The organism is Staphylococcus sp. MZ3, from assembly GCF_018622755.1.
Lineage (GTDB): Bacteria > Bacillota > Bacilli > Staphylococcales > Staphylococcaceae > Staphylococcus > Staphylococcus aureus.
The window spans coordinates 101,219-118,259 of record NZ_CP076026.1; the positions used below are offsets into that span (position 1 = coordinate 101,219).

Below are 17,041 nucleotides of genomic sequence, written 5' to 3' on the forward strand. Positions count from 1 at the left end.
TTAAATCTAATTATTCATGAATCGAACTAGTACGAAATGCAATGAGCATCTTGTCTAGTTCGATTTTTTAATGCCTAAAAATGTCATATATGTAATCAGAGTAGAAAGTGTTGAGGCGTTTCAGAAGTTGTTTAGAAAAGTAAGTAAAATAAAAAATGCACTGAGCAACAAAAGATGTTGCTCGTGCATTTAGATGATTCTTATCATTTCAAATAAGAATGTGTTAATCAACGTATATAAGTTAAAATTGGTTTGGATAAAATGATATCTATCGTTGTGTATTGTTTGTTTTTATAGTTCGCGACGACGTCCAGCTAATAACGCTGCACCTAAGGCTAATGATAATCCACCAAATACAGTTGTACCGATGAATGGATTTTCTTCACCAGTTTCTGGTAATGCTTGAGCTTTGTTAGCATCTGCATGGTTTGCTGGTTGCTTCTTATCAACAACAAGTTCTTGACCAGGTTTGATCATGTTTTTATCAGCTAATTTGTTATCTGCAGCAATTTTGTCAGCAGTAGTGCCGTTTGCTTTTGCAATGTCATTTACTGTATCACCAGGTTTAACGACATGTACTCCGTTACCATCTTCTTTACCAGGTTTGTTGCCATCTTCTTTACCAGGTTTGTTGCCATCTTCTTTGCCAGGCTTGTTGCCGTCTTCTTTACCAGGTTTTTTGTTGTCTTCTTTACCAGGCTTGTTGCCATCTTCTTTACCAGGTTTTTTGTTGTCTTCTTTACCAGGCTTGTTGCCGTCTTCTTTGCCAGGCTTGTTGTTGTCTTCTTTACCAGGCTTGTTATTGTCTTCTTTGCCAGGCTTGTTATTGTCTTCCTCTTTTGGTGCTTGAGCATCGTTTAGCTTTTTAGCTTCTGCTAAAATTTCTTTGCTCACTGAAGGATCGTCTTTAAGGCTTTGGATGAAGCCGTTACGTTGTTCTTCAGTTAAGTTAGGTAAATGTAAAATTTCATAGAAAGCATTTTGTTGTTCTTTGTTGAATTTGTTGTCAGCTTTTGGTGCTTGAGCATCATTTAGCTTTTTAGCTTCTGCTAAAAGGTTAGCGCTTTGGCTTGGGTCATCTTTTAGGCTTTGGATGAAACCATTGCGTTGTTCTTCGTTTAAGTTAGGTAAATGTAAGATTTCATAGAAAGCATTTTGTTGTTCTTTGTTGAATTTGTTATCCGCTTTCGGTGCTTGAGATTCATTTAACTTTTTAGCTTCTGACAATAGGTTAGCACTTTGGCTTGGGTCATCTTTTAAGCTTTGGATGAAACCATTGCGTTGTTCTTCGTTTAAGTTAGGCATATTCAAGATTTCATAGAAAGCATTTTGTTGTTCTTTGTTGAAATTGTTATCAGCTTTCGGTGCTTGAGATTCGTTTAATTTTTTAGCTTCACCTAAAACGTTAGTGCTTTGGCTTGGGTCGTCTTTAAGACTTTGAATGAAGCCGTTACGTTGCGCTTCGTTTAAGTTAGGCATGTTCAAGATTTCATAGAAGGCGCTTTGTTGATCTTTGTTGAAGTTATTTTGTTGCGCATCAGCTTTTGGAGCTTGAGAGTCATTAAGTTTTTGAGCTTCACCTAAAACGTTAGCACTTTGGCTTGGATCATCTTTAAGGCTTTGGATAAAACCATTGCGTTGATCAGCATTTAAGTTAGGCATATTTAAGACTTGATAAAAAGCATTTTGTTGAGCTTCATCGTGTTGCGCAGCATTTGCAGCAGGTGTTACGCCACCAGATATAAGTAATGTACCTAAAGTTACAGATGCAATACCTACACCTAGTTTACGAATTGAATAAATGTTTTTCTTTTTCAAATTAATACCCCCTGTATGTATTTGTAAAGTCATCATAATATAACGAATTATGTATTGCAATACTAAAATCTATATTTATAATTAAATTTAAAGGTAAGTTTTATAACTTATAAAATAAATATTTTGCTGAAAGATTTATTCAGGAAGTAAAAGGCTTAAAACCGCAAAATCACGCTATTTCGATTAATAAAAACAGATAAAATATAGAGATATTTTTTATAATGAAAGCGGTTTAATACATATGAGTTAAAAAATATTTTTAAGAATAAAGTGGGGCTTTGAATGTGCTGAGGTTTAATTTCGGAAATGGTTTTAAGTGATATAGAAAATAGATAGTTGTTCATTATGTGCTGAGGTTTTATTAAAAAATAGAAAACACAAGTGCACTTTAGAATACAGCACACTTGCGTAATAGAGATATTATTCAAAAACAAGATGTAAATGATCTTTATCTGCTAATAATTGATTCACTTGAGCTAATAATTGTTCAGCATGGTCTTGCTGCGCGTCATCCATATGAATTAAAATTTTTCTTTCATCTTCAGTTGAGCGTTCTTTTATTAGATAGCCTTGCTTTTTTAAATTATTGAGAGCTCTAACAGTTTGAGGGTATTTATGGTGGATTGTTTCAATTAAATCTTTAAGAAGAACGATGTTTTTATTTTGAGAAGTGATAATAGCTAGAATTGTGAATTCTACAAAACTTAATGTTAGATGTTTTTTGATAATATTCTTGAAATACATTGTATACATCATCAAGTTTAGAAATTCTTTACTATCTTTTGGTATCATCTGTGATTCACTTTGATCTGCAAGGTTAAATTGTTTAATGATTTGATCAAACAATGTAACACGTTCTGCAATTTTCTCTCGTTGTTCTTCAGATATTGAAATGTAAGTATTACGCTCATCAATTTTACTTCGAACTTTACTAATATATGAATGTTTCACAAGTACTTTTATATGCTGTACTAAATCCGATTGTTTATAACATAAATCTGAAACAATCTTCTTAAATGGAAGTGTGTTTTCTTGCTGATGAAATAAATAAGTCAGTAATATAAATTCTTTTATAGTCATATCGACTTCAGGCTTGACTTTTTTCTTAAAACGAAACATATATGCTTCAATGATTATAAAATCTCTAATTTTGTCATGGTTATTATATTTCATTGTTTTATCTCCTTGTATATGCACTTTATTTTAATATAACACAATATAATAAGAAAAATAATCCATAATTTACAATTAAAAATAATATGATATTTTTATTAAAATTTGTGTTTTTGAATAAATGACATTATCAAACACTATATTTAAATAAGAAATAGTTATCGATATTTGAAAAATCGAAGAATATTGATTGATATTATAGAATATGAGTCGGTGTTATTTGTATATAAAGTATTAATATGTAATTAAGAAAGTCGACGCTTGTTAACAATAACAACAACTATATGTATAAAAAAACCTCGCAACTGTTAGTTAACTGAATCATTTAGCTAACTTCGTTGTGAGGTCATTTTGTTTTAATAATATCGTTATAACTTTTTCACGGTTAATAATAAGTATATGAAGAATGGGGCACCAAAAGCAGCAATAAATACACCTGCTGGCACTTCTTTAGGCAAGAATAAGGTACGCCCAATTAAGTCTGCAATAACAATTGATATGGCACCAATCATTGCTGACATTAGTAACTTTTTAGCATAACTTCCGCGAACGATTGTTTTCGCGATATGTGGTGCGATTAAACCGACAAACCCAATGTTACCTACTAAACTGATTGCCATAGATACGAGTATAGTAGAAGTGATTAATTGGATTAGTTTCATACGTTGTACATGTAAGCCTAAGCCAATCGCTACAGGGTCATCAAGTATAGATATTTTCATTTTTGGTATAACAAGAAATAACAACGGCACAACAGCTAAAATAACCATACCCAAGATGATTGTATCTTTAAACGTAGCACCGTAAAGACTTCCGACTAGCCATGTATAAGCTTTGGCAGCAGATAATTGCTTCGTTGTAATGAGTAATCCTTGGACAAGCGCAATAAACAACGTTTGCATCGAAATACCGATGATTATGAGTGTTGTCGGGCGTATTTGTCCTTTCGTTTGAAACACTAATAGTATCATCATTGCAATTGCGCCACCTAATACAGCGAATAGTGGAAGTAAATGTATCGTTAAATGGCTGAAAAATGCAATAAAGACAACGGCACTTAAGCTAGCACCACCTGTGATACCGATAATATCAGGTGAGGCAATTGGATTTTTTAATACATTTTGCAACATTAAACCACTCATTCCTAGTGCGGCACCTGCTAAAATCGCAAGTGTAATGCGAGGTAAGCGTAATACTTCTAAAGTGAATTGATCCATACTGTCATTTGGATTTATAAAGTACATCAGTACGCGTTGTAATGGTATAAAGCTTGAACCACTCATCATACTTACCACTGAAACGATGGCTAAAAAGATTAACGCGAAGATGAGATGGTAATTGTCTTTTTTATTAATCTTTTCGGTCATAAGCGTTGACGTCCTTTCTTCATAATATAGATTAAGACAATAGCGCCAATGACAGCGGTAACGACACCGATAGGCAACTCTAGTGGCTTAATTATTATACGAGCAACAATGTCTGAAATGATCATTAGGATTGCTCCAGCTAATGCAGTAAAAGGAATTAAATACTTATAGTTTGGTGGTAATAATCGTTTGCTAATATTCGGTACGATAAGACCCACAAAGACGATTGCTCCAGCTACGGCTACCGAAATACCGGCTAACATACTGATGAGCATAATAATCATCCATTTGATTAATTTTATGTTTTGACCGAGGCCGATTGCAATGTCGTCACTTGTCATCAAGATGTTGATGTGTGCAGCCATGCTAAATGCAATTAAAATAAGTATCAATACAAGCGGAATAATCCATGGGATATCCCAAATATTACGTAATGAAACGGAGCCACTTAACCAAAATAATAGGCCTTGTAAGTCTGTTTCGTTCATAATAAGTATGCCTTGAGTAAAGGCTGTAAATAGCATCGCAATCGCAGCACCTGCCAAAATGACACGGTGAGGTGAGAATAGTGTTTGTCTAAACATACCTAGCGCAACAACTAATACAGTAACAACAATGGCACCTAAAAATGCAATAACTACAATCATTTTAAAAGATTGAATTTGGATAAATGTAATACTAAAAATGACAAAAAATACTGCGCCTGCATTGACACCGAAAAGCCCTGGTGATGCTATTGGGTTTCGTGTAAGTGCTTGCATCAACAAACCTGAGACAGCAAGGGCAGCACCAGTCAATAACGCAATGATTGTTCTCGACGCCCGTGCACCAGTGACAACATCATGTAAATCGTTTTCACTATCAAAGTTGAATAACGCCTGTATCACCGTACCTGGTGACACAAGCGTATTTCCAATCATTAAACTTAAGATAGCTACTATTGCAAGACATAAACCAGCAATAACGATTTGGTATTTTGGTTTAAGTAGCATCGTAAAACTCCTTAATTATTTTGATTGTTTTTCAATATTTAACTTTTCATATAAATCGTCAATCAATTTTAATGATGATTTATATCCGCCAGCTAAGTTCCAAGTGATTTCATCTAAATCATCAGATACTTGGTTGTTTTTAACTGCGTCTAAATTTTTCCATTCTTTACTTGAAGTCCATTCGCTTTCAGTCTTTTTAACTAATGCAGCATCTTTCGCATTTGGATCTGATTTTACTACAAAAATATGATCAGCGTTCATTAATGGAATGCTTTCTTTGGATGTAAGTTGGATAATATCTTTACCATTATCAACTTGTTTTTGTAAGTCTTTATTACGTTTGAATCCTAAATCATTTAAGATTTCACCAGCATATCCACCAGCATAAATTCTTGTATGATCAGCACGGAAGTTAACAACTGAAGCTTTCAATGGCCATGCATCTTTATACTTTGCTTTTGCATCTTTTTGGAATGCAGCTACTTTATCATCGTACTTTTTAAGTAAATCTTCAGCTTCTTTTTCTTTCCCTAAAGCTTTCCCCATTAACTTAGTTGTATCTTTGAATTTGAAAACTGTATCAGTAGAAACTGTTGGTGCGATTTTAGATAATTGATCGTAAACTTTTTCATTTCTAACTTTTGACGCGACAATTAAGTCCGGTTTTAATTTAGAGATTTCCTCTAAGTTAGGTGCAGGTTCTTGACCTACAATCTTAGTATCTTTTAAATCATTTTTTATGTATTCGAATTTCGGTTTTTGTGTCCATGATTCTACAGCACCTACAGGTTTAACACCTAAAGATACAGCGACGTCAGTGGCACCTTGATATAGCGTAACAACACGCTTTGGTTTCCCTTTAATTTCAGTTGTACCCATTGCATGTTTAATTGAAGTTGTTTCCTTATCTTTGTTATCAGATGATTGTTTATTTGAATTCCCACTACATCCTGCTAAAACAAGTAGGAAAGCAAGCGTAACAACAAGCATTTTAATTACTTTATTCATTGACTAATTAGCCTCCTTCGTGATGTATGACAATGAGAATCATTATCACGATTTAGTATGAATTAAATTTTTTCCTAAGTCAATAAAATATTTATGATTTACATGCAACTTATAATTATTTGACATATAAATGCATAAAAAATATAATCCTAATTACTTGATAGTGAGAATCATTATCAATTAGGTAACACACAATATTATAGAATTTTAAATTTGAGGAGGAAGCGCTTTTGATTGAAAAAAGTCAAGCATGTCACGATTCATTGTTAGATTCTGTAGGGCAAACACCTATGGTTCAACTTCATCAACTATTTCCGAAACATGAAGTGTTTGCAAAGTTAGAGTATATGAATCCTGGAGGCAGCATGAAAGATCGACCTGCCAAGTACATCATTGAACATGGTATTAAACATGGTTTAATCACTGAGAATACACATTTAATTGAAAGTACTTCTGGTAATTTAGGCATTGCGTTGGCAATGATAGCTAAAATCAAGGGATTAAAACTCACGTGTGTTGTTGATCCTAAAATATCACCAACAAATTTGAAAATTATTAAAAGTTATGGTGCCAATGTAGAAATGGTTGAAGAACCTGATGCACATGGGGGTTATTTAATGACTCGTATTGCAAAGGTGCAAGAACTGTTAGCCACTATTGACGATGCATATTGGATTAATCAATATGCGAATGAGTTAAATTGGCAATCCCATTATCATGGTGCAGGCACAGAGATTGTTGAAACAATTAAGCAACCTATAGATTATTTTGTCGCGCCAGTCAGCACGACAGGTAGCATTATGGGTATGAGTAGAAAAATAAAAGAAGTGCATCCAAACGCACAAATTGTTGCTGTTGATGCGAAAGGGTCAGTCATTTTTGGTGACAAACCTATTAATAGAGAATTACCTGGTATCGGTGCTAGTCGTGTACCCGAAATATTGAATAGATCAGAAATTAATCAAGTGATCCATGTAGATGATTATCAATCTGCTTTGGGCTGTCGAAAACTGATTGATTATGAAGGCATATTTGCCGGAGGTTCAACAGGTTCGATTATTGCAGCGATTGAGCAGTTGATAACGTCAATTGAAGAAGGTGCAACAATTGTCACGATTTTACCAGATCGAGGCGATCGTTACTTAGATTTAGTTTATTCAGATACATGGTTAGAAAAAATGAAATCAAGACAAGGAGTTAAATCAGAATGAATAGAGAGATGTTGTATTTAAATAGATCAGATATTGAACAAGCGGGAGGTAATCATTCACAAGTTTATGTGGACGCATTAACAGAAGCATTAACAGCCCATGCGCACAATGATTTTGTACAACCGCTTAAGCCGTATTTAAGACAGGATCCTGAAAATGGACACATCGCAGATCGAATAATTGCAATGCCAAGTCATATCGGTGGTGAACACGCAATTTCAGGTATTAAGTGGATAGGTAGTAAGCACGACAATCCATCGAAACGTAATATGGAGCGTGCAAGTGGTGTCATTATTTTGAATGATCCAGAAACGAATTATCCAATTGCAGTTATGGAAGCAAGTTTAATTAGTAGTATGCGTACTGCAGCAGTTTCAGTGATTGCAGCTAAGCATTTGGCTAAAAAAGGATTTAAAGACTTAACAATCATTGGATGCGGGCTAATCGGAGACAAGCAATTACAAAGTATGTTAGAGCAATTCGATCATATTGAACGCGTGTTTGTTTACGATCAATTCTCTGAAGCATGTGCACGCTTTGTTGATAGATGGCAACAACAGCGTCCGGAAATTAATTTTATTGCGACAGAAAATGCTAAAGAAGCAGTATCAAATGGTGAAGTAGTCATTACATGTACCGTAACGGATCAACCATACATTGAATATGATTGGTTACAAAAGGGTGCATTTATTAGCAACATTTCTATCATGGATGTGCATAAAGAAGTCTTTATTAAAGCTGACAAAGTCGTAGTAGACGACTGGTCACAATGTAATCGAGAAAAGAAAACTATTAACCAATTGGTGTTAGAAGGTAAATTCAGCAAAGAAGCACTTCATGCTGAACTAGGACAACTTGTGACAGGTGACATACCAGGACGTGAAGACGATGATGAAATCATATTACTTAATCCGATGGGTATGGCTATCGAAGATATTTCAAGTGCTTACTTTATTTATCAACAGGCACAACAACAAAATATTGGGACAACATTGAACCTATATTAAGAATGCGAGGTGTCTGAACATTGCAGAATCATACAGCAGTCAATACAGCACAAACGATAATATTAAGAGATTTAGTTGATGCATTATTATTTGAAGATATAGCCGGTATTGTATCGAATAGTGATATTACTAAAGAAAATGGACAAACGCTTTTGATATACGAACGTGAAACACAACAAATAAAGATACCTGTTTATTTTAGTGCTTTAAATATGTTTCGTTATGAAAGCTCACAACCAATTACGATAGAGGGAAGGGCGTCTAAGCAACCTTTAACAGCAGCTGAATTTTGGCAAACAATTGCTAATATGAATTGTGATTTAAGTCATGAATGGGAAGTGGCTCGAGTTGAAGAAGGACTGACTACTGCTGCCACACAGCTTGCTAAACAATTATCAGAATTAGATTTAGCGTCACATCCTTTTGTGATGTCAGAGCAGTTTGCAAGTTTAAAAGATCGTCCATTTCATCCATTAGCTAAAGAAAAAAGAGGATTAAGAGAAGCGGATTATCAAGTGTATCAAGCTGAATTAAATCAATCATTTCCTTTAATGGTTGCAGCAGTTAAAAAGACACATATGATTCATGGCGATACTGCAAATATCGATGAATTAGAAAATTTGACAGCACCTATAAAAGAACAAGCGACAGACATGTTAAATGATCAAGGGTTATCAATAGATGACTATGTACTATTTCCGGTACATCCTTGGCAATATCAGCATATTTTGCCGAACGTCTTTGCGAAAGAGATTAGTGAAAAGTTGGTTGTACTATTACCGTTAAAATTTGGAGATTATCTGTCGTCTTCAAGTATGCGTTCATTAATTGATATTGGCGCACCGTATAACCATGTCAAAGTACCATTTGCAATGCAGTCATTAGGGGCATTAAGGCTAACGCCTACGCGTTACATGAAAAACGGAGAACAAGCAGAACAATTATTACGTCAGCTTATAGAAAAAGATGAAGCACTAGCTAAGTATGTCATGGTTTGTGATGAAACAGCTTGGTGGTCATATATGGGTCAAGATAATGATATTTTCAAAGATCAATTAGGTCATCTAACTGTTCAGCTAAGAAAATATCCCGAAGTGCTAGCCAAAAATGATACGCAACAGCTAGTGTCAATGGCAGCACTCGCGGCAAATGATCGCACTTTATATCAAATGATTTGTGGAAAAGATAATATTTCTAAAAATGATGTCATGACGTTATTTGAAGATATCGCGCAAGTCTTTTTAAAGGTAACACTATCATTTATGCAATACGGCGCATTACCAGAGTTGCATGGTCAAAATATATTGTTGTCATTTGAAGATGGACGTGTACAAAAATGCGTGTTACGTGATCATGATACTGTCAGAATTTATAAACCATGGCTAACAGCACATCAGCTTTCATTGCCGAAGTATGTCGTCAGAGAAGATACACCTAATACGCTAATTAATGAAGATTTGGAAACATTCTTTGCTTATTTTCAAACATTAGCTGTATCGGTAAATCTATATGCCATTATTGATGCAATTCAAGATTTATTTGGTGTAAGTGAGCATGAACTTATGTCGTTGTTAAAACAAATTTTAAAGAATGAAGTGGCAACTATTTCCTGGGTTACAACTGATCAGCTAGCTGTCAGACACATTTTATTTGATAAACAGACGTGGCCATTCAAACAAATTTTATTACCATTGCTATATCAACGTGATAGTGGTGGAGGTAGTATGCCTTCAGGTTTAACTACCGTACCAAATCCAATGGTGACATATGATTAATCAGTCTATATGGCGCAGTAACTTTCGCATTTTATGGCTCAGTCAGTTTATAGCGATTGCTGGACTGACAGTACTTGTGCCATTATTGCCAATTTATATGGCATCACTACAAAATCTATCAGTCGTAGAAATACAGTTGTGGAGTGGTATAGCGATTGCTGCTCCAGCTGTAACGACGATGATAGCTTCGCCGATATGGGGGAAGCTAGGTGATAAGATTAGCCGGAAATGGATGGTGTTAAGAGCGTTACTTGGTTTGGCGGTATGCTTATTTTTAATGGCATTGTGTACGACACCATTACAGTTTGTACTTGTGAGGTTATTGCAGGGACTATTTGGTGGTGTTGTTGATGCATCAAGTGCGTTTGCGAGTGCAGAGGCGCCAGCTGAAGATCGTGGAAAGGTATTAGGAAGACTGCAAAGTTCAGTCAGCGCAGGGTCTCTTGTGGGGCCATTAATTGGCGGTGTTACAGCTTCGATATTAGGTTTTAGTGCGTTACTGATGAGTATTGCCGTTATTACTTTTATTGTCTGTATTTTCGGTGCATTAAAATTGATTGAAACGACACATATGCCAAAATCACAAACACCAAATATTAATAAAGGTATTCGCCGTTCATTTCAATGTCTATTATGCACACAACAAACATGTCGATTTATTATCGTTGGCGTTTTAGCAAACTTTGCTATGTATGGCATGCTAACTGCATTATCACCACTTGCTTCATCAGTGAATCATACAGCGATAGATGACCGTAGTGTGATTGGATTTTTACAGTCCGCATTTTGGACGGCTTCGATATTAAGCGCGCCTTTATGGGGACGCTTTAATGATAAATCATATGTTAAATCAGTATATATATTTGCCACGATTGCATGTGGTTGTAGTGCGATACTGCAAGGTTTAGCGACGAATATAGAGTTTTTAATGGCTGCAAGAATACTTCAAGGATTAACATATAGTGCATTGATTCAAAGTGTCATGTTTGTTGTCGTGAATGCGTGTCATCAACAACTTAAAGGCACATTTGTTGGAACGACGAACAGTATGTTAGTTGTTGGTCAAATTATTGGCAGTCTTAGTGGCGCTGCCATTACAAGTTATACTACACCAGCTACTACGTTTATCGTTATGGGCGTAGTATTTGCAGTAAGTAGTTTATTTTTAATTTGTTCAACCATCACTAATCAAATCAACGATCACACATTAATGAAATTATGGGAGTTGAAACAAAAAAGTGCAAAATAAAGAATTAATACAACATGCAGCGTATGCGGCTATCGAACGCATTTTAAATGAATATTTTAGAGAAGAAAATTTATATCAAGTACCACCTCAAAATCATCAATGGTCTATACAATTATCAGAGCTCGAAACTTTAACGGGTGAATTTCGCTATTGGTCTGCGATGGGGCATCATATGTATCATCCAGAGGTATGGCTTATCGATGGAAAAAGTAAAAAAATAACAACTTATAAAGAAGCAATTGCGCGTATTTTGCAACATATGGCTCAAAGTGCAGATAATCAAACGGCAGTGCAACAACATATGGCGCAAATTATGTCTGACATCGATAATAGCATTCATCGCACGGCGCGTTATTTGCAAAGTAACACAATAGACTACGTAGAGGATCGTTATATCGTTTCAGAACAATCTTTATACTTAGGTCATCCATTTCATCCGACTCCTAAGAGTGCAAGTGGGTTTTCAGAAGCAGATTTAGAGAAATATGCACCCGAATGTCATACATCATTCCAATTGCATTATTTAGCTGTGCATCAAGATGTTCTGCTCACGCGCTATGTAGAAGGTAAAGAAGATCAGGTTGAGAAAGTGTTGTATCAATTAGCAGACATAGATATATCAGAGATACCCAAAGATTTTATTTTATTACCAACACATCCTTATCAAATCAATGTGTTGCGACAGCATCCACAGTATATGCAATATAGTGAACAAGGTTTAATAAAAGACCTTGGCGTTTCCGGTGATTCAGTGTACCCGACGTCTTCGGTTAGAACTGTATTTTCAAAAGCATTAAACATTTATTTAAAATTACCGATACACGTTAAAATCACTAATTTTATACGTACGAATGACCTTGAACAGATTGAACGGACAATTGATGCCGCGCAAGTTATCGCATCAGTCAAAGATGAGGTTGAAACACCCCATTTTAAATTGATGTTTGAAGAAGGATATCGTGCATTGTTACCGAATCCATTAGGGCAAACAGTTGAACCTGAAATGGATTTATTAACAAATAGTGCCATGATTGTTCGTGAAGGGATACCGAATTACCATGCTGATAAAGATATTCATGTATTGGCGTCATTATTTGAAACAATGCCTGATTCACCGATGTCTAAGTTATCACAAGTGATTGAGCAAAGTGGTTTAGCACCAGAAGCATGGCTTGAATGTTATTTGAATCGTACATTATTGCCGATATTAAAGCTGTTTAGTAACACAGGCATTAGTCTAGAAGCACATGTACAAAATACATTAATTGAATTAAAAGATGGCATACCCGACGTATGCTTTGTCAGAGATCTTGAAGGCATTTGTCTATCTAGAACGATTGCTACTGAAAAACAACTTGTGCCAAATGTTGTGGCAGCATCAAGCCCTGTTGTATATGCACATGATGAAGCATGGCATCGTCTTAAATATTACGTTGTAGTAAATCACTTAGGACATTTAGTATCAACTATTGGTAAAGCGACTAGAAATGAAGTTGTGTTATGGCAACTTGTAGCGCATCGTCTTATGACTTGGAAAAAAGAATACGCGAATAACGCAGTGTTTGTTGACTGTGTAGAAGATTTATATCAAACGCCGACCATTGCGGCTAAAGCGAATTTGATGAGTAAATTGAATGATTGTGGTGCAAACCCTATTTATACACATATACCAAATCCAATTTGTCATAACAAGGAGGTATCGTATTGTGAATCAAACAATTCTTAATCGTGTAAAGACTAGAGTGATGCACCAACTGGTATCATCACTTATTTATGAGAATATTGTTGTGTATAAAGCGTCATATCAAGACGGTGTCGGTCATTTTACAATAGAAGGACATGATTCAGAGTATCGTTTTACTGCTGAAAAGACACATAGCTTTGATCGTATACGTATCACATCACCAATTGAGCGTGTCGTAGGAGATGAGGCAGATACAACAACAGACTATACACAATTATTGAGAGAGGTTGTATTTACATTTCCTAAAAATGATGAAAAGCTAGAACAATTTATTGTTGAGTTATTACAGACAGAATTAAAAGATACACAAAGTATGCAGTATCGAGAATCAAACCCACCAGCAACACCTGAGACATTTAACGACTATGAATTTTATGCGATGGAAGGGCATCAGTATCATCCAAGTTACAAATCACGTTTAGGATTTACGTTGAGTGATAATTTGAAATTTGGTCCTGATTTTGTACCAAACGTTAAACTGCAGTGGTTAGCTATCGACAAAGATAAAGTAGAAACGACGGTATCAAGAAATGTTGTAGTTAACGAAATGTTACGTCAACAAGTTGGCGATAAGACTTATGAACATTTTGTACAGCAAATTGAAGCGTCTGGCAAACATGTAAATGATGTTGAGATGATACCTGTACACCCATGGCAGTTTGAACATGTCATCCAAGTTGATTTGGCTGAAGAAAGGCTTAATGGCACAGTACTATGGTTAGGGGAAAGTGATGAGCTATATCATCCTCAACAATCGATTCGTACGATGTCGCCAATAGACACGACAAAATATTATTTAAAGGTACCAATAAGTATAACGAACACTTCAACGAAACGAGTGTTGGCGCCTCATACAATTGAAAATGCAGCGCAAATTACGGATTGGTTAAAGCAGATACAGCAACAAGATACGTATTTAAAAGATGAATTAAAGACAGCTTTTCTAGGGGAAGTCTTAGGACAGTCTTATTTAAATACACAACTTTCGCCTTATAAACAAACTCAAGTTTATGGTGCGTTAGGTGTTATATGGCGTGAAAATATATATCACATGTTAATCGATGAAGAGGATGCGATACCATTTAATGCACTTTATGCAAGTGATAAGGATGGTGTACCATTCATTGAAAATTGGATTAAACAATATGGTTCTGAAGCTTGGACAAAGCAATTTTTAGCTGTAGCGATTCGTCCAATGATTCATATGCTTTATTATCACGGTATTGCCTTTGAATCGCATGCACAAAATATGATGCTCATTCATGAAAATGGTTGGCCTACACGTATTGCCTTAAAAGATTTCCATGATGGTGTTCGTTTTAAGCGTGAGCATTTAAGTGAAGCTGCTTCACACCTGACATTAAAGCCAATGCCAGAAGCACATAAAAAAGTGAATAGTAATTCATTTATTGAAACAGATGACGAACGTTTAGTACGCGACTTTTTACATGATGCATTTTTCTTTATTAATATCGCCGAAATCATCTTATTTATTGAAAAGCAATATGGTATCGATGAGCAGCGACAATGGCAATGGGTTAAAGACATTATCGAGGCGTATCAAGAAGCATTTCCAGAGTTGAATAACTATCAACATTTCGATTTGTTTGAACCTACGATTCAAGTTGAAAAGTTAACGACACGTCGATTATTAAGTGACTCCGAGTTAAGAATTCATCATGTTACAAATCCATTAGGTGTAGGAGGTATCAATGATGCAACAACTATCTCTGAAACATAGATTAAACAATGGTGATTCAGTTTATGGCATTTTTAATTCTATACCGGACCCATTGATGATCGAGGTTATCGCAGCAAGCGGGTATGACTTTGTTGTGATTGATACAGAACACGTGGCGATTAATGATGAGACACTAGCGCATTTAATTCGTGCAGCTGAAGCAGCGCATATTATACCAATTGTACGTGTCACTGCAGTGATAGATAGAGATATCATTAAAGTGTTAGATATGGGTGCGAGAGGTATTATTGTGCCACACGTTAAAGATCGTGAGACAGTTGAGCATATTGTGAAATTAAGTCGTTATTACCCGCAAGGATTAAGAAGTTTGAATGGTGGTCGCATGGCAAGATTTGGACGTACACCATTACTTGATGCAATGGAGATGGCTAATGAGCATATTATGGTGATTGCCATGATAGAAGATGTTGAAGGGGTTATGGCCATTGACGATATAGCTCAAGTCGAAGGTTTAGACATGATAGTCGAAGGTGCCGCAGATTTATCGCAGTCACTTGGCATACCATGGCAAACGCGTGATGATCAAGTAACATCACATGTTCAACATATTTTTGAGGTTGTGAATGCACATGGTAAACATTTTTGTGCATTACCACGTGAAGATGAAGATATTGCAAAATGGCAGGCACAAGGTGTACAAACATTTATTTTAGGTGATGATCGCGGAAAAATATATCGCCATTTAAGTGCATCTCTAGCGACGTCTAAACAGAAAGGGGATGATGGCTAATGCGTATAGTTCAACCTGTTATTGAACAATTAAAAGCACAATCTCATCCAGTTTGTCATTATATCTATGATTTAGTCGGACTGGAACATCATTTGCAACATATTACATCGTCATTGCCGAGTAATTGTCAAATGTACTATGCAATGAAAGCAAATAGTGAACGAACAATCCTAGATACAATTAGTCAGTATGTTGAAGGATTCGAAGTTGCATCTCAAGGTGAAATAGCAAAAGGTCTTGCTTTTAAACCAGCAAATCATATTATTTTTGGTGGCCCTGGTAAGACAGACGAGGAACTAAGATATGCAGTAAGTGAAGGTGTTCAGCGTATTCATGTTGAAAGTATGCATGAATTACAACGGCTAAATGCCATCTTAGAAGATGAAGATAAGACACAACACATTTTATTGCGTGTTAATTTAGCAGGACCATTTCCCAATGCAACGTTGCATATGGCAGGACGCCCAACACAATTTGGTATTTCTGAAGACGAAGTTGATGATGTCATTGAAGCTGCGCTAGCAATGCCAAATATTCATCTAGATGGCTTTCATTTTCATTCTATTTCTAACAATTTAGACTCGAATTTACACGTCGATGTAGTGAAACTTTATTTTAAAAAAGCAAAATCATGGTCTGAAAAACATCGATTTCCACTCAAACATATCAATCTTGGTGGTGGTATAGGGGTTAACTATGCAGATTTAACTAGCCAATTTGAGTGGGATAATTTTGTAGAAAATTTTAAAACACTTATCGTTGAGCAAGAAATGGAAGATGTGACATTGAACTTTGAATGTGGGCGCTTTATTGTGGCACATATTGGTTACTATGTGACAGAAGTGCTAGATATTAAGAAAGTGCATGGTGCTTGGTATGCCATTTTAAGAGGAGGTACGCAACAATTTAGACTGCCGGTATCTTGGCAGCATAACCATCCTTTTGAAATTTATCGCTATAAGGACAATCCATATTCATTTGAAAAAGTTTCAATTTCGAGACAGGACACAACGTTAGTCGGTCAATTATGTACACCGAAAGATGTCTTTGCTAGAGAAGTACAGATAGACGCAATCAGTACAGGCGACGTTATTGTTTTCAAATATGCAGGTGCATACGGATGGTCTATTTCACATCACGATTTCTTAAGCCATCCACATCCTGAATTTATTTATTTAACGCAAACAAAGGAGGATGAATAACTA

13 protein-coding genes are annotated in these 17,041 nt (G+C 35.6%); 8 read left to right on the forward strand and 5 right to left on the reverse strand.

Annotation, left to right across the window (positions count from 1 at the left end; all coding sequences use genetic code 11):
• Positions 1–291: 291 nt before the first annotated feature.
• The 5 genes from spa to sirA form a co-directional block, all read right to left on the reverse strand.
• The gene (gene spa / locus KI230_RS00455) at positions 292–1,818 is read right to left on the reverse strand and encodes a staphylococcal protein A (RefSeq protein ID WP_049296521.1); all 1,527 of its coding nucleotides are present in this window, start codon (positions 1,816–1,818) and stop codon (positions 292–294) included.
• Between the two features lie 420 nt (positions 1,819–2,238).
• Positions 2,239–2,991 (reverse strand): HTH-type transcriptional regulator SarS, encoded by a 753-nt coding sequence (gene sarS / locus KI230_RS00460; RefSeq protein ID WP_000876756.1) that lies wholly within the window; start codon positions 2,989–2,991, stop codon positions 2,239–2,241.
• A 368-nt stretch (positions 2,992–3,359) separates the two neighbouring features.
• Complete coding sequence (gene sirC, locus KI230_RS00465) at positions 3,360–4,358, reverse strand: staphyloferrin B ABC transporter permease subunit SirC (protein WP_000136643.1); 999 nt, start codon at positions 4,356–4,358, stop codon at positions 3,360–3,362.
• The gene (gene sirB, locus KI230_RS00470; RefSeq protein ID WP_000924993.1) at positions 4,355–5,350 is read right to left on the reverse strand and encodes a staphyloferrin B ABC transporter permease subunit SirB; all 996 of its coding nucleotides are present in this window, start codon (positions 5,348–5,350) and stop codon (positions 4,355–4,357) included. Before sirB ends, sirC begins: the two co-directional genes overlap by 4 nt.
• Before the next feature lie 15 nt (positions 5,351–5,365).
• Positions 5,366–6,358: a staphyloferrin B ABC transporter substrate-binding protein SirA gene (gene sirA / locus KI230_RS00475; RefSeq protein WP_001045111.1), complete on the reverse strand. Its 993-nt coding sequence runs from the start codon at positions 6,356–6,358 to the stop codon at positions 5,366–5,368.
• A 230-nt stretch (positions 6,359–6,588) separates the two neighbouring features.
• Here sirA and sbnA point away from each other — a divergent pair, with 230 nt between their 5' ends.
• Genes sbnA through sbnH form a run of 8 tightly spaced genes read left to right on the forward strand, consistent with a single transcriptional unit; the run spans position 6,589 to position 17,038 of the window.
• Positions 6,589–7,569: a 2,3-diaminopropionate biosynthesis protein SbnA gene (sbnA, locus tag KI230_RS00480; protein WP_000570808.1), complete on the forward strand. Its 981-nt coding sequence runs from the start codon at positions 6,589–6,591 to the stop codon at positions 7,567–7,569.
• Positions 7,566–8,576, forward strand: a complete 1,011-nt coding sequence (gene sbnB / locus KI230_RS00485; RefSeq protein ID WP_001078456.1) for an N-[(2S)-2-amino-2-carboxyethyl]-L-glutamate dehydrogenase SbnB — start codon at positions 7,566–7,568, stop codon at positions 8,574–8,576. The genes sbnA and sbnB overlap by 4 nt, the downstream gene beginning before the upstream one ends.
• A 20-nt stretch (positions 8,577–8,596) precedes the next feature.
• On the forward strand, positions 8,597–10,351 hold the full coding sequence (gene sbnC, locus KI230_RS00490) for a staphyloferrin B biosynthesis protein SbnC (RefSeq protein WP_001179388.1): 1,755 nt from the start codon (positions 8,597–8,599) through the stop codon (positions 10,349–10,351).
• On the forward strand, positions 10,344–11,600 hold the full coding sequence (sbnD, locus tag KI230_RS00495; protein ID WP_000610051.1) for a staphyloferrin B export MFS transporter: 1,257 nt from the start codon (positions 10,344–10,346) through the stop codon (positions 11,598–11,600). Before sbnC ends, sbnD begins: the two co-directional genes overlap by 8 nt.
• Complete coding sequence (gene sbnE / locus KI230_RS00500) at positions 11,590–13,326, forward strand: L-2,3-diaminopropanoate--citrate ligase SbnE (protein ID WP_001179888.1); 1,737 nt, start codon at positions 11,590–11,592, stop codon at positions 13,324–13,326. The genes sbnD and sbnE overlap by 11 nt, the downstream gene beginning before the upstream one ends.
• Positions 13,235–15,085, forward strand: a complete 1,851-nt coding sequence (gene sbnF, locus KI230_RS00505) for a 3-(L-alanin-3-ylcarbamoyl)-2-[(2-aminoethylcarbamoyl)methyl]-2-hydroxypropanoate synthase SbnF (protein WP_072384832.1) — start codon at positions 13,235–13,237, stop codon at positions 15,083–15,085. The genes sbnE and sbnF overlap by 92 nt, the downstream gene beginning before the upstream one ends.
• Positions 15,060–15,836 (forward strand): staphyloferrin B biosynthesis citrate synthase SbnG, encoded by a 777-nt coding sequence (sbnG, locus tag KI230_RS00510; RefSeq protein ID WP_001186804.1) that lies wholly within the window; start codon positions 15,060–15,062, stop codon positions 15,834–15,836. Before sbnF ends, sbnG begins: the two co-directional genes overlap by 26 nt.
• Positions 15,836–17,038, forward strand: a complete 1,203-nt coding sequence (gene sbnH / locus KI230_RS00515) for a staphyloferrin B biosynthesis decarboxylase SbnH (protein ID WP_001223709.1) — start codon at positions 15,836–15,838, stop codon at positions 17,036–17,038. The genes sbnG and sbnH overlap by 1 nt, the downstream gene beginning before the upstream one ends.
• The last annotated feature ends 3 nt before the right edge of the window (positions 17,039–17,041 follow it).

What these genes read in the sequence shown, in the direction of transcription:
- sirB (WP_000924993.1), bottom strand. Translation starts at nt 5,350, where the DNA reads ATGCTACTTAAACCAAAATACCAAATCGTTATTGCTGGTTTATGTCTT.
- sbnH (WP_001223709.1), top strand. Translation starts at nt 15,836, where the DNA reads ATGCGTATAGTTCAACCTGTTATTGAACAATTAAAAGCACAATCTCAT.
- sbnG (WP_001186804.1), top strand. Translation starts at nt 15,060, where the DNA reads ATGCAACAACTATCTCTGAAACATAGATTAAACAATGGTGATTCAGTT.
- sbnF (WP_072384832.1), top strand. Translation starts at nt 13,235, where the DNA reads ATGATTGTGGTGCAAACCCTATTTATACACATATACCAAATCCAATTT.
- sirA (WP_001045111.1), bottom strand. Translation starts at nt 6,358, where the DNA reads ATGAATAAAGTAATTAAAATGCTTGTTGTTACGCTTGCTTTCCTACTT.
- sbnD (WP_000610051.1), top strand. Translation starts at nt 10,344, where the DNA reads ATGATTAATCAGTCTATATGGCGCAGTAACTTTCGCATTTTATGGCTC.
- sarS (WP_000876756.1), bottom strand. Translation starts at nt 2,991, where the DNA reads ATGAAATATAATAACCATGACAAAATTAGAGATTTTATAATCATTGAA.
- sirC (WP_000136643.1), bottom strand. Translation starts at nt 4,358, where the DNA reads ATGACCGAAAAGATTAATAAAAAAGACAATTACCATCTCATCTTCGCG.
- sbnB (WP_001078456.1), top strand. Translation starts at nt 7,566, where the DNA reads ATGAATAGAGAGATGTTGTATTTAAATAGATCAGATATTGAACAAGCG.